Annotated in this window: 27 protein-coding genes; 15 read left to right on the top strand and 12 right to left on the bottom strand. The window is 71.4% G+C overall.

The window, feature by feature from the left end; genetic code table 11:
• The first annotated feature begins 107 nt into the window (after window positions 1-107).
• Entirely contained in the window at window positions 108-908 is an 801-nt protein-coding gene (locus ABZ904_RS05290) for a site-2 protease family protein (protein ID WP_360988911.1), read from the top strand.
• On the opposite strand, the gene ABZ904_RS05285 is transcribed toward ABZ904_RS05290, so the two are convergent.
• From ABZ904_RS05285 to ABZ904_RS05275, 3 genes are all read right to left on the bottom strand, one after another.
• Entirely contained in the window at window positions 898-1083 is a 186-nt protein-coding gene (locus ABZ904_RS05285; RefSeq protein ID WP_359393382.1) for a hypothetical protein, read from the bottom strand. The genes ABZ904_RS05290 and ABZ904_RS05285 overlap by 11 nt on opposite strands.
• Window positions 1084-1149: 66 nt before the next feature.
• Entirely contained in the window at window positions 1150-1854 is a 705-nt protein-coding gene (npdG, locus tag ABZ904_RS05280; RefSeq protein WP_359393380.1) for an NADPH-dependent F420 reductase, read from the bottom strand.
• 37 nt (window positions 1855-1891) lie between these two features.
• Window positions 1892-2965: a sialidase family protein gene (locus tag ABZ904_RS05275; RefSeq protein WP_360988907.1), complete on the bottom strand. Its 1074-nt coding sequence runs from the start codon at window positions 2963-2965 to the stop codon at window positions 1892-1894.
• Window positions 2966-3099: 134 nt separating this feature from the next.
• Between ABZ904_RS05275 and ABZ904_RS05270 the strand changes: the two genes are divergently transcribed.
• Complete coding sequence (locus ABZ904_RS05270) at window positions 3100-3702, top strand: hypothetical protein (RefSeq protein WP_359393375.1); 603 nt, start codon at window positions 3100-3102, stop codon at window positions 3700-3702.
• 164 nt (window positions 3703-3866) lie between these two features.
• Entirely contained in the window at window positions 3867-5132 is a 1266-nt protein-coding gene (locus tag ABZ904_RS05265; RefSeq protein ID WP_361821312.1) for an MFS transporter, read from the top strand.
• Window positions 5133-5183: 51 nt separating this feature from the next.
• Here the strand turns inward: ABZ904_RS05265 and ABZ904_RS05260 are convergent, their stop codons facing one another.
• Window positions 5184-5414 (bottom strand): hypothetical protein, encoded by a 231-nt coding sequence (locus ABZ904_RS05260; RefSeq protein WP_359393373.1) that lies wholly within the window; start codon window positions 5412-5414, stop codon window positions 5184-5186.
• A 61-nt stretch (window positions 5415-5475) separates the two neighbouring features.
• On the opposite strand from ABZ904_RS05260, the gene map reads away from it, so the two are divergent.
• On the top strand, window positions 5476-6333 hold the full coding sequence (gene map / locus ABZ904_RS05255; RefSeq protein WP_359393371.1) for a type I methionyl aminopeptidase: 858 nt from the start codon (window positions 5476-5478) through the stop codon (window positions 6331-6333).
• 128 nt (window positions 6334-6461) lie between these two features.
• Window positions 6462-7130: a biliverdin-producing heme oxygenase gene (locus ABZ904_RS05250; protein ID WP_359393369.1), complete on the top strand. Its 669-nt coding sequence runs from the start codon at window positions 6462-6464 to the stop codon at window positions 7128-7130.
• Window positions 7131-7134: 4 nt separating this feature from the next.
• On the opposite strand, the gene ABZ904_RS05245 is transcribed toward ABZ904_RS05250, so the two are convergent.
• The gene (locus ABZ904_RS05245; RefSeq protein WP_360988902.1) at window positions 7135-7779 is read right to left on the bottom strand and encodes a PhzF family phenazine biosynthesis protein; all 645 of its coding nucleotides are present in this window, start codon (window positions 7777-7779) and stop codon (window positions 7135-7137) included.
• Between the two features lie 127 nt (window positions 7780-7906).
• On the opposite strand from ABZ904_RS05245, the gene efeO reads away from it, so the two are divergent.
• The 4 genes from efeO to ABZ904_RS05225 all read left to right on the top strand — a co-directional run bounded on the left by efeO (window position 7907) and on the right by ABZ904_RS05225 (window position 12305).
• Complete coding sequence (gene efeO / locus ABZ904_RS05240; RefSeq protein WP_361821232.1) at window positions 7907-9043, top strand: iron uptake system protein EfeO; 1137 nt, start codon at window positions 7907-7909, stop codon at window positions 9041-9043.
• A gap of 12 nt (window positions 9044-9055) precedes the next feature.
• On the top strand, window positions 9056-10333 hold the full coding sequence (gene efeB / locus ABZ904_RS05235) for an iron uptake transporter deferrochelatase/peroxidase subunit (protein WP_359393362.1): 1278 nt from the start codon (window positions 9056-9058) through the stop codon (window positions 10331-10333).
• Between the two features lie 3 nt (window positions 10334-10336).
• Entirely contained in the window at window positions 10337-11194 is an 858-nt protein-coding gene (gene efeU, locus ABZ904_RS05230) for an iron uptake transporter permease EfeU (protein WP_361821229.1), read from the top strand.
• 109 nt (window positions 11195-11303) lie between these two features.
• Window positions 11304-12305: a hypothetical protein gene (locus tag ABZ904_RS05225; RefSeq protein WP_361821226.1), complete on the top strand. Its 1002-nt coding sequence runs from the start codon at window positions 11304-11306 to the stop codon at window positions 12303-12305.
• 15 nt (window positions 12306-12320) lie between these two features.
• On the opposite strand, the gene ABZ904_RS05220 is transcribed toward ABZ904_RS05225, so the two are convergent.
• From ABZ904_RS05220 to ABZ904_RS05205, 4 genes are all read right to left on the bottom strand, one after another.
• Window positions 12321-13052, bottom strand: a complete 732-nt coding sequence (locus ABZ904_RS05220) for a bifunctional DNA primase/polymerase (protein ID WP_359393355.1) — start codon at window positions 13050-13052, stop codon at window positions 12321-12323.
• 218 nt (window positions 13053-13270) lie between these two features.
• Complete coding sequence (locus tag ABZ904_RS05215) at window positions 13271-14266, bottom strand: small ribosomal subunit Rsm22 family protein (RefSeq protein ID WP_361821223.1); 996 nt, start codon at window positions 14264-14266, stop codon at window positions 13271-13273.
• Between the two features lie 12 nt (window positions 14267-14278).
• Window positions 14279-15460, bottom strand: a complete 1182-nt coding sequence (locus ABZ904_RS05210) for a serine hydrolase domain-containing protein (RefSeq protein ID WP_360988887.1) — start codon at window positions 15458-15460, stop codon at window positions 14279-14281.
• Window positions 15406-16812, bottom strand: coding sequence for a multidrug effflux MFS transporter (locus ABZ904_RS05205; RefSeq protein ID WP_361821220.1), 1407 nt, complete (start codon window positions 16810-16812; stop codon window positions 15406-15408). The genes ABZ904_RS05210 and ABZ904_RS05205 overlap by 55 nt, the downstream gene beginning before the upstream one ends.
• Window positions 16813-16893: 81 nt before the next feature.
• Here ABZ904_RS05205 and ABZ904_RS05200 point away from each other — a divergent pair, with 81 nt between their 5' ends.
• Both ABZ904_RS05200 and ABZ904_RS05195 read left to right on the top strand, forming a co-directional pair.
• Window positions 16894-17925 (top strand): Gfo/Idh/MocA family oxidoreductase, encoded by a 1032-nt coding sequence (locus tag ABZ904_RS05200; protein WP_361821217.1) that lies wholly within the window; start codon window positions 16894-16896, stop codon window positions 17923-17925.
• Between the two features lie 98 nt (window positions 17926-18023).
• Window positions 18024-18785, top strand: a complete 762-nt coding sequence (locus tag ABZ904_RS05195) for an SDR family oxidoreductase (RefSeq protein ID WP_360989447.1) — start codon at window positions 18024-18026, stop codon at window positions 18783-18785.
• A gap of 235 nt (window positions 18786-19020) precedes the next feature.
• Here ABZ904_RS05195 and ABZ904_RS05190 read toward each other — a convergent pair whose 3' ends face one another.
• Window positions 19021-20238 carry a D-alanyl-D-alanine carboxypeptidase gene (locus tag ABZ904_RS05190; protein WP_361821215.1) on the bottom strand — a complete coding sequence of 406 codons (1218 nt, stop codon included), beginning with the start codon at window positions 20236-20238 and terminating at the stop codon, window positions 19021-19023.
• A gap of 387 nt (window positions 20239-20625) precedes the next feature.
• On the opposite strand from ABZ904_RS05190, the gene ABZ904_RS05185 reads away from it, so the two are divergent.
• Both ABZ904_RS05185 and ABZ904_RS05180 read left to right on the top strand, forming a co-directional pair.
• A complete protein-coding gene (locus ABZ904_RS05185) occupies window positions 20626-22071 on the top strand; it encodes an ABC transporter permease (RefSeq protein ID WP_360988878.1) in 1446 nt (481 codons plus the stop codon).
• 75 nt (window positions 22072-22146) lie between these two features.
• Window positions 22147-22923 carry an ABC transporter ATP-binding protein gene (locus ABZ904_RS05180; RefSeq protein ID WP_360988875.1) on the top strand — a complete coding sequence of 259 codons (777 nt, stop codon included), beginning with the start codon at window positions 22147-22149 and terminating at the stop codon, window positions 22921-22923.
• A 31-nt stretch (window positions 22924-22954) separates the two neighbouring features.
• On the opposite strand, the gene ABZ904_RS05175 is transcribed toward ABZ904_RS05180, so the two are convergent.
• Both ABZ904_RS05175 and ABZ904_RS05170 read right to left on the bottom strand, forming a co-directional pair.
• Window positions 22955-23950, bottom strand: coding sequence for an aldo/keto reductase (locus ABZ904_RS05175; protein ID WP_360988872.1), 996 nt, complete (start codon window positions 23948-23950; stop codon window positions 22955-22957).
• A 56-nt stretch (window positions 23951-24006) separates the two neighbouring features.
• On the bottom strand, window positions 24007-24333 hold the full coding sequence (locus ABZ904_RS05170) for a nuclear transport factor 2 family protein (protein WP_359393336.1): 327 nt from the start codon (window positions 24331-24333) through the stop codon (window positions 24007-24009).
• A 164-nt stretch (window positions 24334-24497) separates the two neighbouring features.
• On the opposite strand from ABZ904_RS05170, the gene ABZ904_RS05165 reads away from it, so the two are divergent.
• Both ABZ904_RS05165 and ABZ904_RS05160 read left to right on the top strand, forming a co-directional pair.
• Window positions 24498-25040, top strand: a complete 543-nt coding sequence (locus ABZ904_RS05165) for a DoxX family protein (protein ID WP_359393334.1) — start codon at window positions 24498-24500, stop codon at window positions 25038-25040.
• A gap of 23 nt (window positions 25041-25063) precedes the next feature.
• On the top strand, window positions 25064-25390 hold the full coding sequence (locus ABZ904_RS05160; RefSeq protein ID WP_359393331.1) for a MazG-like family protein: 327 nt from the start codon (window positions 25064-25066) through the stop codon (window positions 25388-25390).
• Window positions 25391-25636 lie beyond the last annotated feature (246 nt).

The following is a 25636-nucleotide window of genomic DNA, read 5'->3' as shown; positions in this document are numbered from 1 at the left end:
GCCGCAGGACGTTCTACCCATGTCACCGATACTCGTCACCTCACCGATACTCATCCCCGATACGGTCGACCCAGCACCGCACCCGTCCCTCAGCACTCAGGAGTCCCATGGCCACCGCCGCCGCCCGCCGTAACGACCGGCGGATCAGTCCCGTCTTCGTCGGGATCCTGGCCGTGACGGCGGTCACGGGATGGGCCACCTGGAGCGGCTTCGCCGAGCGGCCCGGCGTGGCCGTGTTCCTGTTCGTGACCGCCGCCTGGGTCGTGTCGCTGTGTCTGCACGAGTACGCGCACGCGCGCACCGCCCTGCACAGCGGCGACATCACGGTCGGCGCCAAGGGCTATCTCACGCTCAACCCGCTGAAGTACACGCACGCGCTGCTGAGCATCGTCCTGCCGGTGATCTTCGTGATCATGGGCGGGATCGGCCTGCCGGGCGGCGCGGTGTTCATCGAGCGGAGCCGCATCCGGGGGCGCTGGCGGCACAGCCTGATCTCCGCGGCCGGCCCGCTGACGAACGTCCTGTTCGCGGCCGTGTGCACGGCCCCGTTCTGGCTGCACGCGCTGGACGGGGTGCCCCGGGACTTCCGGTTCGCCCTCGCCTTCCTCGCGCTGCTGCAGGTGACGGCCGCGATCCTGAACTTCCTGCCGGTGCCCGGCCTGGACGGATACGGCGTGATCGAGCCCTGGCTCTCCTACAACATCAAGCGCCAGGTGGAGCCGTTCGCGCCGTTCGGCCTGCTCTTCGTGTTCGCGCTGCTGTGGGTGCCGTCGGTCAACACCGCCTTCTTCGACGTGATCGACACGATCCTGCGCGCTCTGGGCATCGACGAGTTCGACCGGTACTGCGGCCAGGAGCTCTACCGCTTCTGGCAGGGCACCAACGAGTTCTGCCAGATCAGCCAGTGACCGACCGGCCCCGGTCGGCCCTGCTGCGCCGCACGTAGTACCAGGTCATGTTGGACGTCAGGCCCGCCAGCAGCACCCAGACGATCCCGAGCCAGCTGCCCTCGGCGAAGGAGACGACGGCCGCCACGACGGCGAGGATGCACACGATGAGGGCGTAGAGGGCTAGGCGGGGCATGAGGGTCGGCTCCTGACGGACGGTGTGGTCGTACGGCGTCCAGTGTCCCCCATGCCCGCGGGCCCGCTACACGTCGGTCACCCGGAGGCCCGCGTGCGCCTTGTACCGCCGGTTGACGGAGATCAGATTGGCCACCAGGGCCTCGACCTGGTGGGCGTTGCGCAGCCGTCCCGCGAAGATGCCGCGCATGCCCGGGACACGTCCGGCCAGCGCCTGCACGATCTCCACGTCGGCACGTTCCTCCCCGAGCACCATGACGTCGGTGTCGACCAGTTCCACCTGCGGGTCCTGGAGGAGCACCGCGGACAGGTGGTGGAAGGCGGCCGTGACCCGTGAGTCGGGGAGCAGAGCCGCGGCCTGCTCGGCGGCGCTGCCCTCCTCCGGCTTGATCGCGTACGCGCCCTTCTTGTCGAAGCCGAGCGGGTTGACGCAGTCGACGACGAGCTTGCCGGCCAGCACCTCGCGCAGCGACTCCAGCGTCTTCCCGTGGCCCTCCCACGGCACGGCGACGATCACGATGTCGCTGCGCCGGGAGGCCTCGGCGTTGTCGGCGCCCTCGACGCCGTGGCCGATCTCCTCGGCGGCGGCCTGTGCGCGCTCCGTGGCACGCGAGCCGATGATCACCTTCTGGCCGGCCCGGGCGAGCCGGTAGGCGAGGCCCTTGCCCTGCGGCCCGGTGCCGCCGAGCACGCCGACGACGAGTCCGGAGACGTCGGGGAGGTCCCAGGGGTCCTTGGCGGGGGCCTTGGCTGCACTGTCGGTAGAGGTCATGGGCCGACTCTACGTGCGCGCGGACCTCGCCCGCCGCTCAGAGCAGAGCCGTCACAGGGATACGGCGGAAGGTGATCGTCTCGTAGGCGCCGAAGTCCCCCGTCTCGTAGAGCAGGCCGACCGTGCGGGCGTCGACGCGGACGAGGTCGGAGTAGGCGGCGGGCAACCCGTCGGCGGTGTACGCGGACCGCCAGGTGGCGCCGGCGTCGGTGGAGACCCGCACGGCCATCATGGCGCGGGCGCCCGGGGCCGCGGGGCCGGCGAAGAGCAGCAGGTCGGGGTCGCGCAGCTGGAGGACACTGCCCTGGCAGACGGGCGCGACGAGCCCGGCCTGCGGGCGGAAGGGCTTCACGAGGCTGCGGCCGCCGTCCTCCGAGTGGGCGTCGGCCCGGGTGCCGGGTGAGCGGGAGTCGGTGCGGGTGTTGAAGTAGACACGTCCGTCGGGGAGTTCGGCCGCCGTCGTCTCGTTGGCGTTGATGTAGTTGTCGCTGGTCTCCTCGACGTAGCCGAGGTACCAGTTCTCGCCGCGGTCGTCGCTGAGCATGCAGTGGCCGTCGTAGTACTTCGCCTCGGCGCCGGTGTCGGTGCCTGTGGGCGGGCGGCTGTGGTTGCCGGGAACCAGGACCCGGCCGTCGCTCAGCTGGAGGGCGTGGCCGGGTGTGGTGGCGTACCAGCGCCAGTCCTCCTTCTTCACCTGCGGGGTGATCTCGCGCGGCCCGGACCAGGTCAGTCCGTCGTCGTCGCTGTGCTGCACCCAGACACGGCGCCCGTCCTCGGGCTTCACCTCTCCGCGCAGGATGGCGTGCTCGGTCGCGTCAGCCGCGGCGCGGACGTGGACGAGCAGGACCCGGCCGGTGTCCAGGACCACCGGGGCCGGGTTGCCGGCGAGGGAGGAGCCGTTGCGGGCGACGGTCTGGAGCGGGCCCCAGGTGCGACCGCCGTCCGTGGACCGCTTGAGCACGATGTCGATGTGCCCGTGGTCGGCGGCGGAGGTCACCCGCCCCTCGCAGAAGGCGAGCAGGGTACCGGCGCCGGTGGCGGCGATCGCGGGGATCCGGTGACTGGCGTAGCCCTCGCCGCCCGCGCGGAAGGGGACGGTGGCTTCGGTCATGGGGGCTCCTGGGACGATCGGCCGTGGTACGTCAACCAACACCAGTGCCCCATGGTTCGGCTCATGCACCGGGTCGGGCGAATTCGGGTTGAACTCCCGGTCAAGAGTGTCCGGTTGCGGCAGGATGTTGCCGCATGGACGCCGTACGGGTCGCGTTGTTGCGGGAAGTGCTCGCCGGGACCGAGTGGCTGGGGGCCACACGGCGGTTCGCGGGGACGCTGCGGGGGTCCGTGGTGTCGTACGGCGGCGGGCTGCTGCTCGTGGGCACCCAGGAGTACGAGCCGTGGCACCTGGCGGCGCATCTGGTCGACGAGGCGGCCTGGTCGGGGACGCCGGAGCTGTCGCCGACGCTGGTGCGGCACGGGGCACGGGCCTCGGATCCGGTGCATCTGGCGGTGGGGCTCGGACGGTTGTCGGCGGCACGTCGGGGCGAGACGCTGCTGGTGGTGTCGCCCGCCGATCCGGGGTCCGGGCTTCTCGAACGGGTCCATGACGCGCGGCGGGCGGGGGCGACGGTGCTGGCGCTGGACGCCGGGGACCGGGACCTGGCCGCCATGGCGCATGAGTCGCTGACGGTCCCGCAGGCCACGGATCTGGATCTGGACACCATCCAGCACCTGGTGAGCGCGGCCGCCGGGGAGAACGCGCTGCCGGCCCCCCGTGGGCGGCGGCGCCTGCGGGACCGGCTGGCACGCCTGGCCGACCATCTGACGTCGCCTCCTCCGCCGCGGTGGTGAACGCCGGGAAAACCAGTTGCCAGGGGTTCCGGACCGGCTGAGCATGGCCCGTCGTGACCGACGACGCCCCCGCCCGTCCCGTAGCAGCACCGGGAGCGGCTCCCGACCTCGCGGACGCGCCCGCATCCGAGGCCGCGGGCCCCTCCGCCGCTCACGGCACGGGACTGCGCGCCCTGCTCCCCGACCTCGCGCCCTGGCACGCCTCGGCGGACTTCCGCAGGCTCTGGCTGGCCGGGCTGATCAGCAACTTCGGCACTTTCCTCAGCTTCGTCGCGGTGCCGGTCCAGCTGAAGGAGCTGACCGGCTCGGCGGCGGCAGTGGGTGCGATCGGGGCCGTCGAACTCGTACCGCTGATCGTCTTCGGTCTGTACGGCGGCGCGCTCGCCGACGCGTACGACAAGCGGAAGCTGATCCTCGCCACCGAGGCCGGGCAGGGTCTGCTGTCCGCCGTGCTCCTGCTGAACGCGCTGCTGCCGGAGCCGGCCGTCTGGCCCCTGTACGTCGTCGCGGCTCTGTCCTCGGCCTTCGGCGCCCTTCAGCGTCCGGCCCTCGACTCCCTCGTGCCGCGCATCGTCGCGCACGACGACCTCCCCGCCGCCGCGTCGCTCAACTCGCTGCGCTGGACGGTGGGCGGGGTGGCGGGCCCGGCGCTGGCGGGTGTGGTGGTCGCGTACGCCGGGCTGGGCGCCGCCTACGGCGCAGACCTGGTGACCTTCGTGGTGTCGGTGCTGCTGGGCCTGGGGCTCGCGGCGTCGCCTGCCTCCCAAGAGGCGGCCAAGCCGTCGCTGCGGTCGATCGCGGAGGGCGCGCGCTACGCCTGGAACCGCAAGGAACTCCTCGGCACCTACGTCGTCGACATCGCCGCGATGCTCTTCGCGATGCCGCTGGCGGTGCTGCCCTTCCTCGCCGACGAACTGCGCGCCGAGTGGTCGCTGGGCCTGATGTACGCGGCGTTCCCGGCCGGGGCGCTGCTGGTGTCACTGACCGGCGGCTGGACGTCACGGATCCACCGGCACGGGCGGATGGTGGTCCTGGCGGCGGCGGGCTGGGGGCTGGCCGTCGCGGCGGCGGGTGTCGTGGGGAACGTCTGGCTGGTGCTGCTCTTCCTGACCCTGGGCGGCGGCTTGGACATGGTCAGCGGGATCTTCCGGGCGGCGATGTGGAACCAGACGATCCCCGACGAGCTGCGCGGCCGCCTGGCCGGCATCGAGCTGCTGTCGTACTCCGTCGGCCCGCAGCTGGGCCAGGTCCGCTCGGGCGGCATGGCGGCCTGGCGGGGAGTCCGTACCTCGGTCTGGTCGGGCGGAGTGCTGTGCACAGGAGCGGTGGCCCTGCTCGCCCTGTGCCTGCCTGGTCTGATGCGCTACGACGCGCGGACGAACGAGCACGCGGTACGGCTGAGGGCACAGCGGGTGGGGACGGCGGGCTGAGGGCCGGACGGGCGGGACGGCACCCGGCCGGCCCCACCCGCCCCGGGCCACTCAGTCGTCCTCACGCTCTCCTGCCGGCGCGTCGTGCCACCGGGGATCCGTCTCCCACTCCTCGTTCCGCTCGCGCGCGATCTCCATCGCGTGCTGCGCCTCCTCGGGCGAGGCGTACGGCCCGAGGCGGTCCTTCGCGGGGCACTCGGGCCCCTCCTCGACCTTCTGGTGCTGCAGGCAGTAGAACCACTCTCCCGGCTTCCCGACCATCCGCTTCTTGAACAGCGCCATCGCAGGAGCTCCTTTCACCAGGGCCCATGTTCCCCCAGGCGCGCTGGATAGACTCGCTGGCATGTCTGGCCAGTCGCTGCTCGTCCCAGGAGAGCTGTCTCCCACCCGTTCCGTACCCGGAAACATCCGGCGCCCCCAGTACGTCGGCAAACCCGCACCGGCCGCGTACACCGGCCCCGAGGTGCAGACGCCCGAGACCGTCGAGGCGATGCGCGTCGCCGGGCGGATCGCGGCGCGGGCCATGGCGGAGGCCGCGAAGCTCATCGCGCCGGGGGTCACCACGGACGAACTGGACCGGGTCGCGCACGAGTACATGTGCGACCACGGCGCCTACCCGTCGACGCTGGGCTACCGCGGCTTCCCCAAGTCGCTGTGCACCTCGGTCAACGAGGTGATCTGCCACGGCATCCCGGACTCCACGGTCCTGCGGGACGGCGACATCATCAACCTGGACGTGACGGCGTACATCGGCGGCGTGCACGGCGACAACAACGCCACGTACCTCGTCGGGGACGTGGACGAGGAGTCCCGGCTGCTGGTGGAGCGCACCCGCGAGTCCCTCAACCGCGCGATCAAGGCCGTCAGGCCGGGCCGCCAGGTCAATGTCATCGGGCGGGTCATCGAGTCGTACGCCAAGCGCTTCGGGTACGGCGTGGTGCGGGACTTCACCGGGCACGGGATCAATTCCTCGTTCCACTCCGGGCTGATCATCCCGCACTACGACAGCCCCCACGCGACCACCGTGATGCAGCCGGGGATGACCTTCACCATCGAGCCCATGCTCACGCTCGGCACACACGAGTACGACATGTGGGACGACGGCTGGACGGTGGTGACGAAGGACCGCAAGCGCACCGCGCAGTTCGAGCACACCCTGGTCGTCACGGAAACGGGTGCGGAGATCCTGACCCTGCCGTAACGCGCCCGCCACGGCCCATGAGCCCGCTCTGTCCCCGGAGCGGGCTCTTTCATGTGGGCCGCCGCGCGATCCCGGGTAGGCTCTTGCCGACAGAGTGTCGGGAAAACCGGGAAGACCGTGGAGGCCTCATGAACGCGCCGGACCCGTCCCGTACGGCGTTCTCGACGCTCATCCGCAGTGCGTCGCTCGATGTGCATCAGGAGGCGAACACCTCGACGTTCATCACGGACCTCCTCGGCGGCGGGCTCGGTGTCGACGCGTACGCGCGGTACACCGAGCAGCTGTGGTTCGTGTACGAGGCCCTGGAGGCCCGAGCCGAACGGCTGGCCGGCGACCCGGTGGCCGGCCCCTTCGTCCGGCCGGAGCTGTTCCGGCTGCCCGCGCTGGGGCGGGACCTGGCCCATCTGCGCGGCCCCGACTGGCGGGCGCACCTGGAGCCGCTGCCCGAGACACGGGAGTACGCGGCCCGGGTGCGGGAGTGCGCCGAGCAGTGGCCCGGCGGGTACGTGGCTCACCACTACACCCGTTATCTCGGGGACCTCGCCGGCGGTCAGATCATCCGTGACACGGCGGAGAAGACCTGGGGGTTCACCCGGAAGGGCGATGGGGTGCGGTTCTATGTGTTCGACGGGATCCCCAACCCGGCGGCGTTCAAGAAGGAGTACCGGACGCTTCTGGACGGGATCGGGGCGGACGAGCTGGAGAGGCAGCGGATCGTCGCCGAGTGCAGGCGCGCATACCGGCTCAACACGGCGGTCTTCCAGGCCCTGGGCGAGGAGTTCCCGCTGAGCGCCTGACCTGTCAGCGCTCCAGGAACACCCGGCCGCCCACCTCCACCCAGCCCTGCGGCTGCGGAGCCGTCAGGATCTGGGAGCCCGCACCCTGGCGTATGTTGAGCGCGCGGCCGAGACGGTCCGTGAGCAGCAGGGCGGCCGCGCCGGTCGCCTCGTCCTCGTCGATGCCGTCGTCCCGGCCGGGGAAGGCCCGGGCGCGTACGCGGCCCGCCGCCTCGTCCTCCCACGCCCAGGCATAGATCCAGTCGCCCGGCGGCGGCACCGCCAGACCGTCCACCTCGGCGGCCGTCGCGTACTGCCGCAGCGTGCGGGGCGGCGCCCACTCCGGGCGGGCCTCGATCCAGCTGAACTCGCCGTCCAGCCGGGCCCCCACGACTCCGGCCGGAGTGACGAGTTCCGGTACGTCCAGCAGCCAGGCCGTGCCCACGCAGGGATGCCCGGCGAACGGCAGGCGCAGGGTGGGCGTGTAGATGTCGATGACACCGCGCTCGGGGTCGTCGACGAACACCGTCTCGCTGAAGCCGAGCTTGCGGGCGAACTCCTGGCGCCGGTCCCGCTCGGGGACCGCCGCACCCTCACGGACGACGCCGAGCTCGTTGCCGTAGCCGCCGCTCGGGCCGCAGAAGACACGCAGCACGTCGTAGTCGGTCACGCGGGCATTCAAACATCCCGTTCCTGTGATCTTCCTTTGGGAGCCGAATCGCCGACCCGGTGGTTACAGGTGAGGTAAGCCTCAGGTAAGTTAGGCCAGCCTCACCACACTGCCTCTTGGAGCAAGCATGCGAGCCGTCCGACTGTCCGTCGCCACTGCCGCCGCCGCGGCGGCTCTCAGCGTCGTCACCGGGTGCACCCAGAAGAGCGCGGCCCAGGACTCCGATCACCTGATCCAGGTCACCGCGACCGACTCCAAGTGCGAGGTCTCGAAGAAGGAGTTCCCGGCCGGGCACGTCGAGTTGACGGTCGAGAACAAGGGCGCCAAGGTGACCGAGGTCTACCTGCTCTTCCCGGACGACCGGATCGTCGCCGAGCGCGAGAACATCGGCCCCGGCACCAAGCAGACCGTCACCGCCGAGGTGAAGGCCGGCGACTACCGGGTCGCGTGCAAGCCGGGCATGAAGGGCAAGGGCATACGCCAGGACCTCACGGCCACCGGCGGCGCCGCCGCCAAGCGGAACCCGAAGCTCGACGCGGCGGTCGCCGCCTACCGCGCGTACGCGCAGGACCAGGCCGACGAGACGCTGCCCCGGGTCGAGACCTTCGCCAAGGCGATCAAGGACGGCGACGTGGAGGCCGCGAAGAAGGCCTACGCCCCCTCCCGCATCGGCTGGGAGCGCACCGAGCCGGTCGCCGAGTCCTTCGGTGACATCGACCCGAAGGTCGACACCCGCGCCGACGGCCTGGAGCAGGGCCAGAAGTGGACCGGCTGGCACCGGCTGGAGAAGGCCCTGTGGCAGGACAAGAAGATCGGCGCCGAGGAGAAGACCCTCGCCGACCAGCTCGTCACCGACCTGAAGGACTGGCAGACCCGGGTCGGCAAGGCCGAGATCACCCCGACCTCCATGGCCAACGGCGCCAAGGAGCTGCTCGACGAGGTCGCCACCGGCAAGGTCACCGGCGAGGAGGACCGCTACTCGCACACCGACCTGGTCGACTTCAAGGCCAACGTCGAGGGCGCGCAGAAGGCGTACGACCTGCTGAAGCCGGCCGCGCAGCAGAACGACGCGGCGCTGACCCAGGAGCTGGAGAAGCAGTTCGGGGCACTGGACACGCTGCTCGACAAGTACCGGTCGGACAAGGCGTCGTACGACTTCGTCTCCTACGAAAAGGTCGGCAAGGACGACCGCAAGGAGCTCTCGGACGCGGTGAACGCCCTCGCCGAGCCGCTGTCCAAGCTCGCCGCCGCCGTCGTGAAGTAGGGGGCCGGGACGATGACGGACGCGACCACGGACACCACCACTTCGCAAGCGACCCCCGCGGCGCCCTCGCGGCGCGCGCTGATCGGCTGGGGCGGCGCGGGGCTCGCGCTCGGTGCCGCCGCGGCCGGCGGTGCGGTGGCCATGACCCGTACGGGCGACGACGTACAGCCCGCCGGCGCCTCGACGGGTGCGGCGATCTCGTTCCACGGCGGACACCAGGCGGGCATCTCGACACCGGTGCAGGACCGGCTGCACTTCGCCGCCTTCGACGTGAAGACCGACGACCGCGCCGAGTTCGTCCAGTTGCTCAAGGACTGGACGGCGGCCGCGCGGCGGCTGACCGCGGGCCAGACGGTCGGTGAGGGCGCCTACGGCGGGCTCGCCGAGGCCCCGCCGGACGACACCGGTGAGGCACTGGGCCTCAAGCCGACGCGGCTGACGCTGACGATCGGCTTCGGACCGTCGCTGTTCGACAAGTTCGGGCTCAAGGGCAAGCGGCCCGAGGCGCTGGTCGACCTTCCCCAGTTCCCCGGTGACAACCTCGACACGTCGCGCACCGGCGGCGATCTGTGCATCCAGGCCTGCGCGGACGACCCGCAGGTCGCCGTGCACGCGATCCGCAACCTGGCCCGCATCGGCTTCGGCAAGGTCGCCATCCGCTGGTCCCAGCTCGGCTTCGGCAAGACGTCGTCGACCACTCCGGACGCCCAGACCCCGCGCAATCTCATGGGGTTCAAGGACGGCACCCGCAACATCGCGGGCACGGAGACGGACCGGCTGAAGAAGTTCGTGTGGGTCGGCGAGGGCGACGGTCCGGGCTGGATGGCCGGCGGCTCGTATCTCGTCGCCCGGCGCATCCGCATGAACATCGAGACCTGGGACCGCACTTCGCTGCAGGAGCAGGAGGACGTCTTCGGCCGCGACAAGGGCGAGGGCGCCCCGGTCGGCAAGGCGAAGGAGCACGACGCGCCGTTCCTGAAGGCGATGAAGCCGGACGCGCATGTCCGGCTCGCCCACCCCGACGCCAACAACGGGATCACGATCCTGCGGCGGGGCTACTCCTTCACCGACGGCACGGACGGACTCGGCCGTCTGGACGCGGGGTTGTTCTTCCTCGCCTACCAGCGCGACGTGCGCAACGGGTTCATCCCTCTGCAGCGCAAGCTGTCGGCGTCCGACGCGCTCAACGAGTACATCCAGCACGTGGGTTCGGCGGTCTTCGCGATCCCGCCCGGCGTCCGTGACAAGGACGACTGGTGGGGCCGGACGCTGCTGACCGAGGAGGCGTAGTCAGTGTTCTCCAACTATCTGATCGGCCTGCGCGAGGGCCTGGAAGCCAGTCTCGTCGTCTGCATCCTGATCGCCTATCTGGTCAAGACGGGCCGCAGGGACGCCCTGAGGCCGATCTGGATCGGCATCGGCATCGCGATCACCATCGCACTGGGCTTCGGCTGCATCCTCGAATTCGGCTCCCAGGAACTGACGTTCCAGGCGCAGGAGGCGCTCGGCGGTTCCCTGTCGATCCTCGCCGTCGGCCTGGTGACCTGGATGGTCTTCTGGATGCGGCGCACGGCCCGGCATCTGAAGTCCGAGCTGCACGGCAAGCTGGACGCGGCCCTGGCGATGGGCACGGGCGCGCTGGTCGCCACCGCGTTCCTGGCCGTCGGCCGGGAGGGCCTGGAGACCGCGCTGTTCGTGTGGGCGTCGGTGCACGCGGCCGGCGACGGCACCCCGCGCCCGCTGATCGGCGTCGCCCTGGGCCTGGCCACGGCGGTCCTCCTGGGCTGGCTGTTCTACCGCGGCGCCCTGAGGATCAACCTCGCCAAGTTCTTCACCTGGACCGGCGGCATGCTGGTCGTCGTCGCCGCGGGCGTGCTCGCCTACGGCTCCCACGACCTGCAGGAGGCCGACTGGGTCCCGGGCCTGTCGAACCTGGCCTTCGACATCAGCGGCACCATCCCGCCGGACAGCTGGTACGGCACGCTCCTGAAGGGCGTCTTCAACTTCCAGCCCGACCCGACGGTCGTCCAGGTCACGGTGTGGCTGCTGTACCTGTTCCCGACCCTTGTGCTCTTCTTCGTCCCGGCCGGCTTCACCTCGAGGAAGGCGAAGCAGCAGGCCGCCTCGACCCCGGTGGGGGAAAAGGCCTGACGATACGTCAGTGGTATAGCGGGGCGGGCGCAAGTGGGCAACCCGGCGCCCGTCCCGCTTCCCGTCCCGGTAGGGTTCGCCTCCGGGAAGGGGAAGGTGAAGGTCACTGATGAGCAGGGATCGCGGGGATCGCAGCCCTCGAACGCGTCGTAGTCTCAACCGGATCGCCCTGGCGACGGTGACGGCGGCGGCCGTCGCCGTGACGGCGAGTGGCTGCGTCGTGGTCCACGGCGAACGCGAGGTCGTCCCGACGGTCAGACGCGCCGAAGCCGCCCGCGCCCTCGGGGACTTCCTCACCGCCTACAACAAGGCGGACAAGGCGTTCGACCGCACCCTGGACGCGGACCGGGTCACCGGCGCGCTGGCCGACATCGACGGCGGCAAGCTGGCGGCCGGCCACAAGAACAACCCCGGCGGCAACCCCGGTCACACGCCGCTGAAGCTGACCGACGCCAGGTTCACCATTCCCGAGAAGGCGGGCTGGCCGCGCTGGTTCGTCGCCGACGCCCACGCCAACAAGGGCAGCGCCGACGCCCGTTGGCTGCTCGTCTTCACCCGTTCCGACCCGGACAAGGTGTGGGCGGTGTCCTATCTGACGATCCTCGCCGCCGGTGACGTACCGGCGTTCAAGAAGGACAAGGACGGCTGGGCCGAACCCGTCACGGCCGGCGACGCGGCGCTCGCCGTGGAGCCGCGCCGGCTGGGCACGCAGTACGCGACGTACCTGAAGTCCGGCGGGAACACGTTCGCACCCGGCGCGCACACCTCGCAGTGGCGCGCCACCCGGTTGAAGAACGCGAGCAGGCCCGGTCTCGCCCGGCAGTACATCGACGAGCCGCTCACGAACGGCGACTACGCCCCGGTGGGGCTGCGCACCACGGACGGCGGCGCGCTGGTGTTCTTCGCCACGCACCACTACGAGAAGCAGACCGCCGCGCCGGGCGTGGACATCAACGTCACCGACTCGAACATCAAGGCCCTGCTGACCGGGGAGGTCAAGCAGTCCCTGACGCTGGAGTTCGTCTCCAACCAGGCGGTGCTGGACCCGTCGAAGGGACCGGTGAAGTTCCTGAGCCGGGTGGAGGGACTGACGGGGGCGAAGGGCGAGTAGGCGGCGCCCCGGGGGTCAGCCCCGGTGAGGCCAGCTCGCGAGCTCGGACTCTTCCCCCACGTACCGCGCGCACGCGTCGGTCAGCGCCTCGAGCAGGCTCAGCGGATCCGGCAGTGCGTGCTCGGGCCCCCGTACCCACTCGACGCTGAGGTCACCGGGCAGCTGGGCCGGCGGCACGAGCACGTACGAGCCCCGGCAGTGCCAGCGCAGTCCCGGGTGCTCGTCCATGGTCTCCGGGTGGCAGTCCAGCTCGCAGGGCCACCACTCGTCCTCGTCCTCGGGCGTACCGCGCGTCAGCGTGAAGAAGAGCATGCGCCCGTCACCGGTGGTGGCGACCGGTCCCACCTCGACGCCGGAGCCGAGCAGCCGCTGAAGGGCCTGCTCACCGGCCTCGCGGGGGACGTCCAGCACGTCGTGCACCATGCCGGTCGCGGTGATGAAGTTCGCCTGCGGCTGGTGCCGGGCCCAGCGCTCGATCTGTGCCCGGTCGGTGGTGGACTGCGTCTGCCAGGCGAAGGAGACCGGGTGGCGGGCGGGCGTGGGGCAGCCGATGCGGTCGCAGGAGCACCGGTAGCCGGCGGGGTGGGCGGCGGGCGCGAGCGGCAGCCCGGCGGCGGCGGCAGCCAGCAGCATCGCCTCACGGCCGCCGTCGCCGGCGTCCTCCTTGAGACGGGCGGGACGTCGTCCACGCAGCCACTGGGAGATCCTGCCCTGCCCGCTCGTGCGGCGGCCGAACTCTGCGCTCATCTATCCCCTCGCCTCACTGTGGTGCGGACTGCATGCCTCATGGTCCCACCATCCTGCGCCCCGGGTGACCTGAGCCCACATCCGGGGTGGGCGGGGCGATGCCAGCCGCGCACCTCGATCAGAGGTAATTGCAGGATTTCACATGACATGTCCGGTGGAGAACTGCGCACAGGAGCGCCGGACCGTGCGCTTCAGCACGTCCGTGGGTGTCACATGCATCACTCGTCCGTGTGAGGCGGCGGCCAGGCATCGCCCCAGTCCGTGTCCCGGGCCGCCCGGTAGAGCGGACCGTGCCGTTTGGTCACCGTCTCCCGGTGCAGGGACTCGTCCGGGCCGCACAGGTCGAGGAGCACCTGCCCCTTGCGGATCTGCGGCTTGCGCACGACCCGGGAGGCGGCGGGAGTCACCGGGAAACGGGCCGCGGCGACATAGCTGAACTTCTCGTCCTCGTACGCCAGCGAGCCGCCCTTGACCTGCCGGTGCAGTGAGGAACGGCTCACCCGGGCCGAGAAATGGCACCAGTCCTCGCCGGGGACGATGGGGCAGGCCGCGCTGTGCGGGCAGGGCGCGGCGACATGGAAACCGGCGCGGATCAGCCGGTCGCGGGCCTCGATCACCCGGGCGTAGCCGTCCGGGGTACCGGGCTCCACGATCACGACGGCCTGCGCGGCGGCGGCCGCGGCATCGACGACACTGGCGCGGTCGGCCTCGGTCAGCTCCCCGAGGACGTACGACACCGTGACGAGATCGGTGCTCTCTATACTGAGCGCTGCTCCGATACGAGAGCGGTGCCACTCCACGGCCTCCAGCGCCGGGTTGGCGGCGGCGATCTCCCGGCCCAGCGCGAGCGCGGGCTCGGCCCAGTCGAGCACGGTGACCGGCCGCTGTCCGTCCCAGGTGGCGCTCACCGCCCAGGTCGCCGCGCCCGTCCCGCCTCCGACGTCCACATGGCTCGCGGGCGCCCACTCGGGCACGGCGTCCGCGAACGCCTCCAGCGCCGCCCGCACCGCCTCGAACGTCGCGGGCATCCGGTACGCGGCATAGGCGACGACGTCCGACCGGTCCCGCAGCACGGGCGCGCGGGTCGGGGTCCGCCCCCGGTAGTTGGCGATCAGCCGGTCCACGGCCTGCGCGGCCTGCCTGGGCGGCAGCCCGTCCAGCAGCCCGGCGAGGGCGGCGCGAAGGGTGTCGGCTGGGGAGACGGGGGCGTTCACCCGCCGATTCTCTCAGCCCCCGCGCACCGCCCGTGCCAGCCGGTCGGCCGCCGCCACCCGCACCCGGTTGTCCGGGGCCCGGCGGCGGGGATGGACGGTGTTCGCCAGCAGGACGAGGAACGTGTCCGTCGCCCGGTCCAGGACCAGCGACGTACCGGTGAAGCCGGTGTGCCCCGCCGCGCCACGGCCCGCCAGCGCCCCCATGAACCACGGCTGGTCGACCGCGAAGCCGAGTCCCGGCGGGGCGAGCATCAGCTCGACGAAGTCGGGGCCCAGGATGCGCGCGGTGCCGTACGAGCCGCCCGCGAGCAGGGTGCGGCAGAAGACGGCCAGGTCGCGCCCCGTCGAGAAGAGGCCCGCGTGACCGGCCACCCCGCCGAGCGCCCAGGCGTTCTCGTCGTGCACCGCACCCCGCAGCATCCCGCGGTCCGCCTTGGCCCACGGCCGCCGCTGGTCCTCCGTCGCCGCCGCGTCCGGGCACGGGCCGAAGCCCGTCGCCGTCATGCCGAGGGGCCCGGTGATCCCCTCGCGTATGACCACGTCCAGCGGGCGCCCGGTGACGCGCTCCAGGGCGTACTGCAGAAGCAGCAGGTTCAGGTCCGAGTAGCAGTAGGTACCGGGCGCGTCCACCGGTGCCTCCGCCCGCAGCAGTTCGAACCGTGCGGTGTGCGACGGGCAGTCGTACAGCGGGAGTTCCGGCCGCAGCCCGGAGGTGTGGGTCAGCAACTGCCTTACGGTGATGCCGTGTTCGGCGGCCGCGCGGAAGTCCGGCAGGTACGTCGCCACCCGCGCGTCGATGCCCAGTCTGCCGCGCTCCAGCTGCTGGACCGCGGCGACCGCGGTGAACAGCTTGGTGAGCGAGGCGAGGTCGAAGGGGGTGGCCGCGGTCATCGGCACCCGGGCCTCGGGCGGCAGTTCGACACCGCGGTCCGCCTCCGCGTCGTAGGAGGCGTACCGGACCGCCCAGCCCGCCGCCTCCTCGACGGCGATCACCGGGCCGCGCCCGGCGACCACGACGGCACCCGCCGCCCAGGGGTTCTCCCGGTCGACGGCATCGCGGACCTCACGGACCAGGAGGCTCAGTTCCTCCGGGTCGAGCCCGGCCCTGACCGGGGTGTCGATGCGCAGTCTCGGCGTGCTCAGCTGTCCTCCCGCAGGCTCTGGGCGCCGGGGCGCCCGCTCCAGGGACGGCACAGTGCCACGAAGCAGGCCACGGCGACCAGAGTCGCGCCCAGTTGGACGACGGCCATCGGGACGGCGGTGTGCTCACCGGCGATCCCGACGAGCGGCGAGGCGACGGCCCCGATGAGGAAGGAGGTGGTCCCGAGGAGCGCGGAGGCGGCACCGGCGTTGTGCCGGGTCCGCATCAGGGCCAGCGCCTGGGTGTTGGGCATCGCGAGGCCCATCGCCGACATGAGGACGAAGAGGGCCGCGGCGACCGGTGCGAGGCCCACCTCGCCGAGGACGCCGGCCGACATCAGCAGCAGCGCGGTCGCGGCGAGCGTGATGACCGCGAGGCCGGTCGCGAGCACCTTGTCCAGGCCGACCCGGCCGACGAGCAGCTTCCCGTTGATCTGACCGGTGACCACCAGGCCGACCGAGTTGAGGCCGAACAGCAGGCTGAACGTCTGCGGGGAGGCACCGTAGATGTCCTGGATCACGTACGGGGAGGCGCTGATGTACGCGAACAGGGCCGCGAAGGCGAAGCCACCCGTGAGCGTGTAGCCGGTGAACACGCGGTCGGCCAGCAGGGCCCGCATGGAACGCAGGGCCGCGGGGACTCCCCCGCCGTGCCTCTCGTCGAGCGGGAGTGTCTCGGGCAGTCTCAGGGCCACGAGCGCGGTGAGCGCGATACCGACGACCGTGAGGACGACGAACACGCCCCGCCAGTCGGTGACGCGCAGGATCTGGCCTCCGAAGAGCGGCGCGACGATCGGTGCGACCCCGGAGATCAGCATGAGGGTGGAGAAGAACCGGGCCATGGCCACGCCGTCGTACAGATCGCGTACGACGGCACGGGCGATCACGATCCCGGCCGCGCCCGCGAGCCCCTGCACCAGCCGGAAGACGACCAGCGACTCCACCGACGGCGCGAGCGCGCACAACACGGTGGCGACGACGTAGACGACGAGGCCCACGAGCAGCGGACGCCGGCGCCCCCACTTGTCGCTCATCGGGCCGACCAGCAACTGGCCGAGCGCCATGCCCGCGAGGCAGCCGGTCAGGGTGAGCTGCACGGTCGCGGCGGGCGCGTGCAGGGACGAGGTGACCTCCGGCAGGGACGGGAGGTACATGTCCATGGCCAGCGGGGGCGTGGCGGTGAGGCCGCCGAGGATGAAGGTGACGAGGAGACCGGTACGGCGGGCGGCGGTACGCCCGGCGAGGGGTACGCCGGGACGAGCCGGGACGGTGTCCTGCGGCTCGGGCGCCGCGGTCCGCGTCCCGGTCGTGGGGGCGTCCTCGATGTGGCCTTCCGGATCCGTAGGGCCCGGTATGTGGCCCTCCGGTTCCGTGCGGTCGTGTGCGCTGCCCCCGCGCTCCGGCATGTGCCCCTCCCTCTGCGTTCTGTCCGCCACTTATGCTCTCAGCTCGTACGAGGTGACCGGGCGGTGTACCGAGGGGCGGACATGGTGGGGACGGCGGACGGACGAGTGCGGTGGGGGATCCTGGCGACCGGCGGGATCGCCGCGGCGTTCGCAGCGGATCTGGTCGACCTGCCGGACGCGGAGATCGTGGCGGTGGCCTCGCGCAGCGAGGAGTCGGCGAAGGGCTTCGCGGAACGCTTCGGGATACCCCGGGCCTACGGGGAGTGGAGCGCCCTCGCCGAGGACGAGGACGTCGACGTGGTGTACGTCGCCACCCCGCACTCGGCGCACCGGGCCGCGGCCGGGCTGTGCCTCGAGGCCGGGCGGAACGTGCTGTGCGAGAAGGCGTTCACGCTGAACGTGCGCGAGGCGCAGGAGCTGGTCGCGCTGGCGAAGGAGCGTGACGCCTTCCTGATGGAGGCCATGTGGATGTACTGCCATCCGCTGGTGAGGCGGCTGAAGGCGCTGGTCGACGACGGGGCCATCGGCGAAGTGCGCAGTATCCAGGCCGACTTCGGGCTGGCCGGCCCCTTTCCGCCCTCGCACCGGCTGCGGGACCCGGCGCTGGGCGGCGGGGCGCTGCTGGACCTGGGCGTGTATCCCGTGTCGTTCGCGCACCTGCTGCTCGGGGAGCCGTCGGACATCGTCGCGAGGGCGGTGCTCTCGGACGAGGGCGTCGACCTCCAGACCGGAGCACTGCTTTCCTGGGAGAGCGGCGCTCTCGCCTCGGTGCACTGCTCCATTCATGGCGGCACCCCCGTCGCCGCCTCGGTGACCGGCTCCCAGGGCCGTATCGACATCCCGCACGGCTTCTTCTTCCCCGACCGCTTCGTGCTCCACCGCGACGGCCGCGATCCGGAGGAGGTCCCCGCCGACCCCGCCGACGGCCCGCGCACCAGCCTCAAGCACGAGGCCGCCGAGGTGATGCGCGCGCTGCGGGCCGGTGAGACCGAGTCGCCGCTCGTCCCGCTGGAGGGCAGCCTCGCGGTCATGCGCACGCTGGACGCGATCCGGGACCGGATCGGCGTCCGCTACCCGGGCGAGGAGGCCGCACAGCAGCTGACTCCGGCGTGACGCCCGGCTCCAGCGGCCCGGCAGGGGCGACAACCGTGTGGCGGACAACGGATTCCGCATGACGGATCCTCCTCGTACGCTGCGGCCCCATGGATGCCATGGAATCTGCCGAGCGGCCGAGGATCGCGATGGTGACCGGCGCGGGCTCGGGGATCGGCCGCGCGGTCGCGGTGGAACTGCTGCGCGCGGGCTGGTCGGTGGCGCTCGCTGGACGGCGCGCCGGGACGCTGGAGGAGACGGCTGCGCTCGTGCCCAGGGGCGCCTGCCTCGCCGTACGCACCGACGTCTCGCAACCCGCTGATGTGACAGCCCTGTTCGAGGCCGTGCGCGGCCGGTTCGGACGGCTGGACCTGCTCTTCAACAACGCGGGCACGTTCGGCCCGGGCGGGGTGCCGGTCGAGGACCTGTCGTACGAGGCCTGGCGGCACGTCGTGGACACCAATCTGAACGGCGCGTTCCTGTGCGCGCAGGCGGCGTACCGGCAGATGAAGGAGCAGGATCCCCAGGGCGGCCGGATCATCAACAACGGCTCGATCTCGGCACACGCGCCCCGTCCGCATTCGGCGGCGTACACCGCCACCAAGCACGCGCTGACCGGACTGACCAAGTCGCTGTCCCTGGACGGACGCCCCTACCGCATCGCGGTCGGACAGATCGACATCGGCAATGCGGCCACCGCCATGACCGAGCGCATGCAGCACGGAGTCCCGCAGGCGAACGGGGAACTCGCCGTCGAACCCGTGATGGATGTGGCCGATGTGGCGCGCACCGTACGGCACATGGCCGAGCTGCCACTGGAGGCGAACATGCTGTTCGCGACGGTGCTGGCGACGGCGATGCCGTACGTGGGCCGCGGTTGAGCGGGCCCGCTGCTGTTCCGTGATTCAACCTATACAAACGGAGTTGGATCCTCCGCAGCATCTCGGCACGTGGCGGGCTTATGCTCAAGACTCCTCCACCAGAGCTTCACACTTGGAGCACTCTGGTTCCGTGGACCACACCGAGGGGGGCGGCAGCCGTCCCGGATCCGGCAGGGGGTGGACCTCGCGTGGGACCGCGAGGTACGCGCCGGATCACGGGACGGCTGCCGACGACTCAGCGCCGGTGCCGGCCCGCCTCCGCCGTCTCCCGCCGCCGGCGCCCCCGCAGCGCAAAGGCCCCGCCGGCCAGCAGTGCCACCGCTCCCCCAGCCTCGCCGAGCAGTCTCCACGACGAGCCGCCGCGCGCGGCGTCGGCCTCCGCACCCGACGCCCCCTGCGCCGTACCCGCCGGGGAGGGCGTCGCCGGCGCCCCGCCCTCGCTCAGCGGATCGACCAGCGAGCCCACGGCACGGGCGGTACCGGCGTGTGCGAAGCCCCAGTCGAGCAGGGCGGCGGTCTCCTCGTAGACACCGTTGCCGCCGGGCTCCGGATGCATGACGGTCACGAGCAGGGTGCGGCCGCCGCGGGTGGCCGCACCGGTGAAGGTGTTGCCCGCGTCACTGGTGTAGCCGTTCTTGACGCCGATGAGTCCCTTGTAGGTGCCAAGGCCCCACGCGCCGGTCAGCAGGCGGTCGGTGTTCTGGATCTGGAACGACTTCCTGCCGCCCGCCGGGAAGTCGGCGGTCCTGGTCGAGCAGTAGCCGCGGAATGCGGCGTCCTTCAGACCGTGCCGGGCGAACAGCGTGAGGTCGTACGCGGAGGAGAGCTGGCCCTTGTGGTCGAACCCGTCGGGACTGATCACATGGGTGTCGAGGGCCTGCAGATCGCGCGCCTTGGCCTGCATCTCGGCGACGGTCTTCGCGACCCCGCCGTTCATATGGCTGAGCACATGGACCGCGTCGTTGCCGGAGCGGAGGAAGACCCCGAGCCACAACTGCTCGACAGTATAGGTGATTCCGGGCTTGACGCCGACCATGCTGGAGCCGGCCGGGACGTCCGCGAGATCGGCGTCGGTCACCTTGTACCTGCGGTCGCGCTCGAACTTCGGCAGCACGGTGTCCGCGAACAGCATCTTCAGCGTGGAGGCCGGCGCGAGCCGCTGGTGCGCGTTGTACGCGGCGAGCACCGCGCCACTGTGGTGATCAGCGACGAGCCAGGAGCGTGCGGTGAGCTTCTTCGGCAGGCCTGCCGCCCCGAGCAACTGAACACCGGAGCGGGCCAGGCGTCCACCGCCGATGACCGACGAGGCGCTCGCCTCCTCGATCCGGTCCGGGAGGACGGACGACGCGGACGCGGGTCCGGCAAGGGTCAGCGGCGCCGCGGCGGCGAGCCCGAGAACGGCACGACGGGACATCCGTGCGGCACGTGGGGCGGGCGAAGAGGAATCACGCATTCGGGGACCGTACAAAGAGAGTCCGACGCGGCACACTGCGGGGTGACAAAAGGGGGGCAAAGGCCCGGTCATCAGGGGGTCAGCACGGTAGCGAGGATATCGGCGGGTGGCGCGCGCATTACGCGGACCCGCCCTTGTGCGCCCCTCCACCGTCCCACCGGGAGAAGCACACCGGGCGGGCCCGCCTCTCTTCACCGCGGGGTCACTCAACAGGGGTTTCCTGGCAATACACCCTGTGCAGCCAAGGAATGGACTGTCTGATGGAAAACTGATCCCGGACCGCACATTCTCAGCCCTCGCACATCCCTTGCTCAGGGCCACGCAAAGGTTTCTCCCTAGCGTGTGGCCGCGCCCACGGCGGGCGCCGAGAACCTTTCGAGGAATGGGATGTTTGGCATCTATCTCAGGCGCGAACTGGGCCGCCGCAAGAAGGCCGCTCTGGTCATCGCGATGGGTCTGGCGCTCGGTATCGCTCTGGTCATCACCGTCAACTCGGTGTCGGCCGGTATGCAGCAGGCTCAGGACAAGGTCCTCACCTCGCTGTACGGACTGGGCACCGACATGACGGTCACCAAGGCCCAGTCGGCACCCTCCGCGAGCAGTGGGCAGAAACCCAATTTCCGGTTCGACGCCAAGTCGGACAGCGGCACCAAGCAGAGTTCCGACCGGGTGATGACGCAGGGCGGTCAGGCCCTGAGCTCCTCACTCGTGGAGAAGGTCGCCGCACAGCAGGGCGTTGCGAACGCGGTCGGCGCGCTGAGCCTGAACGTCGTCAAGGTCGACGGCTCCTTCACCCAGGGCAAGGCGAAGTCGTCCACGTCCGGCGGTGCGCAGGGCGGTCCCGGCGGCGGCACCGGCGGGCAGCCCCAGGTCCAGGGCGGCGGCGCCTCCTTCGACGTGAACAACTACTCCGTGGCCGGCGTCGACGTGACCGACCAGGGTCTCGGACCGCTCGCCGCGATGAAGATCACCTCGGGCAGGACGTTCACGGTCTCGCAGACCGACGCGAAGGTCGCCGTGGTCGGCACGTCCTACGCCAAGGAGAAGAGCTACAAGGTCGGCTCGACCTTCAAGATCTCCGGCACCACGTACACGGTGATCGGCATCGCGACACCCGACAGCAGCCAGTCCACCACCGACGTCTATCTGCCGCTGAAGCAGGCGCAGACGCTCGCCGACGCCAAGAACAAGGTCACCACGATCTACGTCAAGGCGACCGACTCCCAGCAGATCGCGGCCGTCAAGAAGACCATCCAGAAGAACATCTCCGGCACGACGGTCACCACCTCCTCCGACCTCGCCTCGACCGTCTCCGGCTCGCTGTCCACCGCCTCCGACCTGGCGACCAGCGTCGGCAAATGGCTGTCGATCGCGGTTCTGGCCGCCGCCTTCCTGGTGGCCGCGCTGCTGACCTCGTCCGCGGTCTCCCGCCGGGTCCGCGAGTTCGGCACCCTGAAGGCACTCGGCTGGCCGAGCCGCAACGTCACCCGCCAGGTCGTCGGCGAGTCCGTCGTGAACGGTCTGCTCGGCGGCGCCCTCGGCATCGCCCTGGGTCTCGCGGCCGCGTACACGGTGACCGCGATCGGTCCGAAGCTGACCGCCCAGCTCGGCTCCTCCGGCGGCGGCACGGGCGGCCCCGGCGGTGGTCCGGGCGGCCCCGGCCGTCAGGCGGCCACCAACACCCTCGAGATCGCGCTGTCCGCGCCGGTCTCGGTGACGACCATCGTGCTCGCGGTCGCCCTGGCCGTCACCGGTGGGCTGATCGCCGGCGCCATGGGCGGCTGGCGCGCCTCCCGGATGCGCCCGGCGGACGCCCTGCGCAGCGTCCAGTAACCCTCCCCGAACCGGGGCGCCGTGTCCGTTCCCCCCGGGTCACGGCGCCCCACCCCCATCTGTCACGGAGAACCCATGTACAAGCTCACCGGCGTCACCAAGCGCTACACGCGGGGCAAGGAGACGGTGGAGGCGCTGTGCGGCGTCGACCTCACCATCGAGGACGGCGACCAACTCGTCATCCAGGGCCCCACCGGCGGCGGCAAGTCGACCCTGCTGCAGATGATCGGCGGCCTGGACCGCCCCACCACGGGCGGTGTCGAGCTGGACGGAGTGGACCTCGCCACGATCAGCGAGGCCAGGCTCACCCGGCTGCGCGCCGAGAAGATCGGCATCATCTTCCAGGCGTTCAACCTCATCCCGACCCTGACCGCTCAGGAGAACGTCGAGACCGCGCTCGTCCCGCTCGGCGTGAAACCCGCCGCCAGACGGGAGCGGGCGGCCGAGGCGCTGCGCTCGGTCGGCCTCGGCGAACGCCTCGGCCATGTCCCCTCGGAGATGTCCGGCGGCCAGCAGCAGCGTGTCGCCATCGCCCGCGCCCTGGTCAAGCGGCCCAAGGTGCTGCTCGCCGACGAGCCCACCGGCAACCTCGACGAGGGGACCCGCGACGACATCATGGCGCTGCTCGAGGGGCTGTGGCACGAGTACGGGCTGACCTTCGTCATGGTCACCCACGACTCCTCGATCGCCCGCCGCGCCCCGCGCCTGGCCACCATCGACGCCGGCCGGCTCACGCTGACCGAGCAGGGTGCCGCGCGGAGCGCCCCGCAGTACGCACAGCAGGGCGCGCCGCAGTACGGACAGCAGTACGGGCAGCCGTACGACCACCCGGGCCACGGCCTGGCCTACTGAACCGCATCCCCGGCGGTCTCCCGAGGGCCGCTCACCGCCCGAGTACCCGGTCGACCTCGGCCAGTTGCCCGGCGGTGAGCGGCCCTTTCGCGATCGCGCCCGCGTTCTCCTCGGCCTGGGCGACCGAACGGAAGCCCGGGATGGGGACGGTGCGCGGGCTGCGGGCCCAGATCCAGGCGAGGGCGCCCTGGGCGAGCGTACGGCCGTCGCTGGTGAGGACGTCCCGCAGGGCCTCCACCCGGCGCAGCCACTCGGCGTCCGCGCCCTTGCCCTCGGAGAAGCCCGGCAGCCAGGCTGGCGGCGCGTTGCGGATGTCGCCGGGGGCGAGGGAGCGTCCGGGGGTGTGCTTGCCGGTGAGCAGTCCCATGGCGAGAGGGCTGCGGTTGATGCTCGCGAGGCCGGACTCCTCGCACAGCGCCAGGAGTTCGGGTGCGTCCTGAAGGATGTTGAGACGATGCTGCACGGCAGCGCAGTGCGGACCCTCGGCGAAGACCGCGGCCCGCGCGGGGTCGTCGGTGCTCCAGGCGTACGCACGCACAAGCCCCTCGCGGACGAACTCCTCGCAGCTGTCTCGGAGTTCGGCCGCCCGTGCCGGGTCGGCGTCGGACAGGTGCAGTTGGTAGAGGTCGACGTGGTCCGTGCCGAGCCGGCGCAGGGAGGCGGTCAGCGCGCGCCGGGCGTATGCCGGGGAGTCGTCGCTGCCGATGAGCAGCCGGCGCTCCTCGTCGATGACGTTGCCCCACTTGGTGGCGAGGACCACGTCGTCGCGCCGCTTGCCGAGGGCACGCGCGAGGACGCGCTCGCTGTGGCCGGTGCCGTAGGCGTCGGCCGTGTCGAAGAAGGTGACGCCGAGGTCGAGAGCCCGCCGTACCGCCCGTACGGATTCCTCGTCGTCGACCTTGCCCCAGCCGAGGGGCTGCCCGTCCGGAGTGCTCCACTCACCGCCGATGGCCCAGCACCCGAACCCGAGTGCGCTGACCTCGATACCGCTGCGGCCCAGCGTCCTGGTGTGCTCGATGGTCTCCATGCCCGGTGAGGCTAGGAGTTGGAGCGCACTTCAAGGCAAGAGCCCTGCGGCCGCGATCAGGCCTGCCCGGTCTCGAAGCGGGAGATCCTGCCGTCGTCGTCCACGTCGAAGGTCCACCGGGTGCGCATCTCGCCCCAGGTGTCGTTGCTGTAGCGGGCGAGGAGGGAGCGACCGCCGTTGGACTCGCTGTCGACGTCCATATGACCGTGGGTGGAGAAGATCTCCCGGTCGATCCAGTCGGCGAGGACCCGGTCCGAGCCGTCGTCGGCCATGGTGGCGTCCGGTGAGAGCAGTGCCATGAACCCGTCGCGGTCATGGGAGTTGACGGCCGAGACGAAGGCCCGGACCGCGGGGTCGGTGAGTCTGGCTGTCTGAATCGTCATGGCTGCCAGGGTCACACCGGTGCCGGACGCCCGCCACCGGAGCCCCGTCCTCGCCGCCCGGGCCTACCACCCGAACGGCACCGTGGACAGGCCGGGCGGTGGCGGCGGTGCGACGGTGGGGCTGCGGAGGAAACCCTTTCCTGTTGCCTGCCCCGGGAGTGATCGTGGCCTGTTCCGACCGACGCGATGTGGGACTTCTCCTGCTCAGGCTGGGCATCGGCGGGATGCTCGCGGCACACGGCTCACAGAAGCTGCTCGGCTGGTTCGGCGGTGGCGGGATCGAGGGCACCGGCCAGTTCATGGAGTCCGTGGGATACCGGCCGGGCAAGGTGTACGCGGTGGCCTCGGGGCTCGCGGAGGCGGGCGGCGGCACGCTGATGGCGCTCGGCCTCGCGTCCCCGGCGGCGGGTGCCGCGGCAGCAGGCGGAATGGCGGGTGCGATGGCCGTGCACGCACCGAACGGGTTCTTCAACCAGAGCGGCGGCTACGAGTACCCCCTGTCCGTCGGACTGACGGCGGCCAGCCTGGCGGTCGCGGGCCCCGGCCGGTTCTCTTTGGACGAACTGCTCGGCAACGCCGTCAACCGCGACTGGATGGTCCCGGCGGCGTTCGTGGTGACGGCGGCGGTCACGGCGATGGTGGTGTGTGCGCGGAGCAAGCGGCTGCGGCAGGCGCAGGGCGAGCAGGAGGCGCTGTTCGAGGAATAGCCGCCGCGTGGCAGGCTGCGTGCATGAGCGAGCACCACGCCTCCGCGGACCTGTGGAAGTCGATCGACCGGCTGCACGCATGGCTGGACGCGAACCGGACGCACGACGGCGCGGAGGGACTGCTGCTGCGCATTCTGAAACTGTCGGAGGAGGTCGGCGAGGTCGCCCAGGCGGTCATCGGGGCGACGGGCCAGAACCCGCGCAAGGGCACCACACACGACTGGGACGACGTCCAGGCGGAACTCTGCGACGTGGTGATCACGGCCCTGGTGGCCCTGCGCACCCTGACCCCGGACGCCCGCGAGGTCTTCACGGCCCACCTGGAACGGGTGACGCGACGCTCGCTGTGAGCCGGACCGAGGCCCCGGGACGGTGGTCCCGGGGGCCTTGGACGGCACCGAGTTCGCTGTCGCGGAAAGGGCGTTGCAAACCGTCACGACGGCGCGCAACAGGAGCCGCCACTGCACCGCGGCAGGCCGGGCTTTCGCCGACGGTCACGAGACCGTCGTACTCTTCGGGGCGAGGGCGCCACCCTCGTTTCTTCCGGTGACGCACCACTTCGGCGGAGGGTGGTGTCGTCCGCCCGGCCATGTGCG

Origin of the sequence: Streptomyces sp. NPDC046900 (genome assembly GCF_040644975.1) — a bacterium.
GTDB lineage: Bacteria > Actinomycetota > Actinomycetes > Streptomycetales > Streptomycetaceae > Streptomyces.
Note: the sequence above shows the minus strand (reverse complement) of the source record. Positions and strands in the feature narration are given on the sequence as shown.

Coding starts and splice junctions, on each gene's coding strand:
- efeO (WP_361821232.1), top strand. CDS start 7,907: ATGCGAGCCGTCCGACTGTCCGTCGCCACTGCCGCCGCCGCGGCGGCT.
- ABZ904_RS05170 (WP_359393336.1), bottom strand. CDS start 24,333: ATGACGATTCAGACAGCCAGACTCACCGACCCCGCGGTCCGGGCCTTC.
- ABZ904_RS05285 (WP_359393382.1), bottom strand. CDS start 1,083: ATGCCCCGCCTAGCCCTCTACGCCCTCATCGTGTGCATCCTCGCCGTC.
- ABZ904_RS05200 (WP_361821217.1), top strand. CDS start 16,894: ATGGTGGGGACGGCGGACGGACGAGTGCGGTGGGGGATCCTGGCGACC.
- ABZ904_RS05275 (WP_360988907.1), bottom strand. CDS start 2,965: ATGACCGAAGCCACCGTCCCCTTCCGCGCGGGCGGCGAGGGCTACGCC.
- ABZ904_RS05175 (WP_360988872.1), bottom strand. CDS start 23,950: ATGGAGACCATCGAGCACACCAGGACGCTGGGCCGCAGCGGTATCGAG.
- ABZ904_RS05225 (WP_361821226.1), top strand. CDS start 11,304: ATGAGCAGGGATCGCGGGGATCGCAGCCCTCGAACGCGTCGTAGTCTC.
- ABZ904_RS05270 (WP_359393375.1), top strand. CDS start 3,100: ATGGACGCCGTACGGGTCGCGTTGTTGCGGGAAGTGCTCGCCGGGACC.
- ABZ904_RS05190 (WP_361821215.1), bottom strand. CDS start 20,238: ATGCGTGATTCCTCTTCGCCCGCCCCACGTGCCGCACGGATGTCCCGT.
- ABZ904_RS05195 (WP_360989447.1), top strand. CDS start 18,024: ATGGAATCTGCCGAGCGGCCGAGGATCGCGATGGTGACCGGCGCGGGC.
- ABZ904_RS05160 (WP_359393331.1), top strand. CDS start 25,064: ATGAGCGAGCACCACGCCTCCGCGGACCTGTGGAAGTCGATCGACCGG.
- efeB (WP_359393362.1), top strand. CDS start 9,056: ATGACGGACGCGACCACGGACACCACCACTTCGCAAGCGACCCCCGCG.
- ABZ904_RS05250 (WP_359393369.1), top strand. CDS start 6,462: ATGAACGCGCCGGACCCGTCCCGTACGGCGTTCTCGACGCTCATCCGC.
- ABZ904_RS05180 (WP_360988875.1), top strand. CDS start 22,147: ATGTACAAGCTCACCGGCGTCACCAAGCGCTACACGCGGGGCAAGGAG.
- ABZ904_RS05220 (WP_359393355.1), bottom strand. CDS start 13,052: ATGAGCGCAGAGTTCGGCCGCCGCACGAGCGGGCAGGGCAGGATCTCC.
- map (WP_359393371.1), top strand. CDS start 5,476: ATGTCTGGCCAGTCGCTGCTCGTCCCAGGAGAGCTGTCTCCCACCCGT.
- ABZ904_RS05260 (WP_359393373.1), bottom strand. CDS start 5,414: ATGGCGCTGTTCAAGAAGCGGATGGTCGGGAAGCCGGGAGAGTGGTTC.
- ABZ904_RS05290 (WP_360988911.1), top strand. CDS start 108: ATGGCCACCGCCGCCGCCCGCCGTAACGACCGGCGGATCAGTCCCGTC.
- ABZ904_RS05205 (WP_361821220.1), bottom strand. CDS start 16,812: ATGCCGGAGCGCGGGGGCAGCGCACACGACCGCACGGAACCGGAGGGC.
- npdG (WP_359393380.1), bottom strand. CDS start 1,854: ATGACCTCTACCGACAGTGCAGCCAAGGCCCCCGCCAAGGACCCCTGG.
- ABZ904_RS05185 (WP_360988878.1), top strand. CDS start 20,626: ATGTTTGGCATCTATCTCAGGCGCGAACTGGGCCGCCGCAAGAAGGCC.